This is a genomic window from Rhodoferax sp., assembly GCF_039922535.1.
Lineage (GTDB): Bacteria > Pseudomonadota > Gammaproteobacteria > Burkholderiales > Burkholderiaceae_C > Rhodoferax_B.
Window position 1 is genome coordinate 1 of sequence record NZ_JBDTEM010000133.1, and the last position, 1856, is coordinate 1856.

3 protein-coding genes and 1 pseudogene are annotated in these 1856 nt (G+C 63.7%); all 4 read right to left on the reverse strand.

Features of this window, described 5'->3' with window-relative positions:
* The coding region (locus ABI213_RS06310; RefSeq protein WP_348026441.1) for a DUF2269 domain-containing protein at positions 1-449 on the reverse strand (449 nt) is incomplete at its 3' end.
* Positions 446-817, reverse strand: coding sequence for a DoxX-like family protein (locus tag ABI213_RS06315; protein WP_348026443.1), 372 nt, complete (start codon positions 815-817; stop codon positions 446-448). The genes ABI213_RS06310 and ABI213_RS06315, both read right to left, overlap by 4 nt.
* Positions 814-1128: a hypothetical protein gene (locus ABI213_RS06320; RefSeq protein WP_348026445.1), complete on the reverse strand. Its 315-nt coding sequence runs from the start codon at positions 1126-1128 to the stop codon at positions 814-816. Before ABI213_RS06320 ends, ABI213_RS06315 begins: the two co-directional genes overlap by 4 nt.
* 181 nt (positions 1129-1309) lie before the next feature.
* Positions 1310-1856: pseudogene (locus ABI213_RS06325) on the reverse strand (saccharopine dehydrogenase); the annotation flags it as partial.

Sequence of the window (1856 nt, forward strand, 5' to 3'; positions counted from 1 at the left end):
GAACCACAAGAATACCAATGCTTGCGCTGGGGCCTGGTTTTTGTCTGGCTGGCGACCGCCTGCGCCAGCGTGTGGGAGCTGGATGGCCAAAGCAGCGCGCTTTTGGCATCGGCGGGCATCCACGATGCCATCTGGATCTGCAGCCACACCACGGGCAACCAGCAGAGCCCGGCCAACACAAACAGGCCCGCCGACAGCCACAACCATGGCGTGGTCAGCGGCCAACCGGCCAGGTGCGCCAGCAGCAAACCCGTGGCGGGCTGGAGCACCACCGTAGGCGTGGTTAGCCACCCGTCGGCCCGCACCACCAGCCGCGTCACCACCGCCTGCGCCGCCACATTGCGCGTGCGGTTGGTAAAAAACATGTAAAACGCCGAGCCAAAACCCGTACCCACCAGCACTACGCTGGAGAGGATGTGCAGCCATTTAACCGTGAAGTAGAGGTTCATGCGGGACGTTTCGCCAGTAGCAACAGTGCCGCCGCGATGGGCAGATTTTTCGTCAGCGGCCCGAGCGGGTGCAGCCACAGCGCAGGCACCAGCAAGATGGCCGCGATGGTCATCAGCAGCATGGCTCCCAGCGCAGCAAGGTAGACAAGGCGACTGGGCAGAAAGGCCATCGCCAGGCCCAGGGCGAGATCCGTAGCAGCCCCCCCTAAGACCAGTACACGCATCCAGATGGCATCGTGGATGCCCGCCGATGCCAAAAGCGCGCTGCTTTGGCCATCCAGCTCCCACACGCTGGCGCAGGCGGTCGCCAGCCAGACAAAAACCAGGCTCCAGCGCAAGCATTGGTATTCTTGTGGTTCTGGATTCATACGAATTCCTCCATGCCTTGTGCGCGCTGCCAGCGTTGCACCTCACCCGCAGAATGGGCTAAAAAATCATGTAACCTGGCAAAGCGTCGGCGGGTTTGCCAATTGAAGACCTGCACCACGATAGGCTCCAGCAACCAGCGCAACATCGGCGGGCCGACCTCAAAGGTGTAGGTGTACACCAGCACCGATTGACTGGGGCCCAAGACCCGGTGGCGCATGGACGCGGCCCAATGGGTAAACGGAAACGATTGCCCCAACATAGATGCCGCTGCCAAGCGGGGGCGGTCATAGGCCACAAATTCGGTTCGCATGGACAGCCCTCGCAAGGTGCCAGCCCCAGCGCTGTGCGTAATGGCTCCTTTAAAGGGGCAAGGCGCGCCGCCCTGCACCTGGGTCGCCCGCACCAGAGAATCCCAGTGCATGCGCCAGTGGTGGTAGTGAAAAGCGTCAAACACCACGGACTCACTCGCGGGCATAGGGAACTCAAACTTTTTATGCGCCATGGCCTGCTGCCACTACAGCTTCCTCCACCAGATCCGTCACCATGCCCCAGCGCGCAAACTCGGGGGCAAAGTCCTCCAGCGACAGCATTCCCATGCAGGCAAACGCGCCGACCGGCAGGGTTTGCTGGCGCGCCAGCCGTCGGGCCAGCAGGATGGCGGCCATGCAGGGGATTTCGGGGCCGTGGTCGTGGTCGGCGGCGATGTGCCAGGCGCGTCGCGCGGATTGCCTCTGCGCATCCAGACCCGCCACACGCACCACCATACCGCCCAGGGAGCTACCCAGAAAATCAAGCGTGCGTGCCGTAGCGTTCAACAAGCCGGCCAGCCGCGCGGGCTGCACCATCAGGCCGTGCGCGCGCAACGCGGCCAGCCCGGCAAACACCTGCTGGGCCAGTGGCACCTCGACCGCAGCGCGAAACACCACCCGCTGGCGCACCTGAAAGTGCGGCGGAAACAGCTCCAAGTCGGGAATATCACACAGCGCGCCACGGCGGGTGCGCAGGCGGGCAAAGTGCACGGGCGTAGGCTGTGCCCAG

Coding starts and splice junctions, on each gene's coding strand:
- ABI213_RS06315 (WP_348026443.1), bottom strand. CDS start 817: ATGAATCCAGAACCACAAGAATACCAATGCTTGCGCTGGAGCCTGGTT.
- ABI213_RS06320 (WP_348026445.1), bottom strand. CDS start 1,128: ATGCGAACCGAATTTGTGGCCTATGACCGCCCCCGCTTGGCAGCGGCA.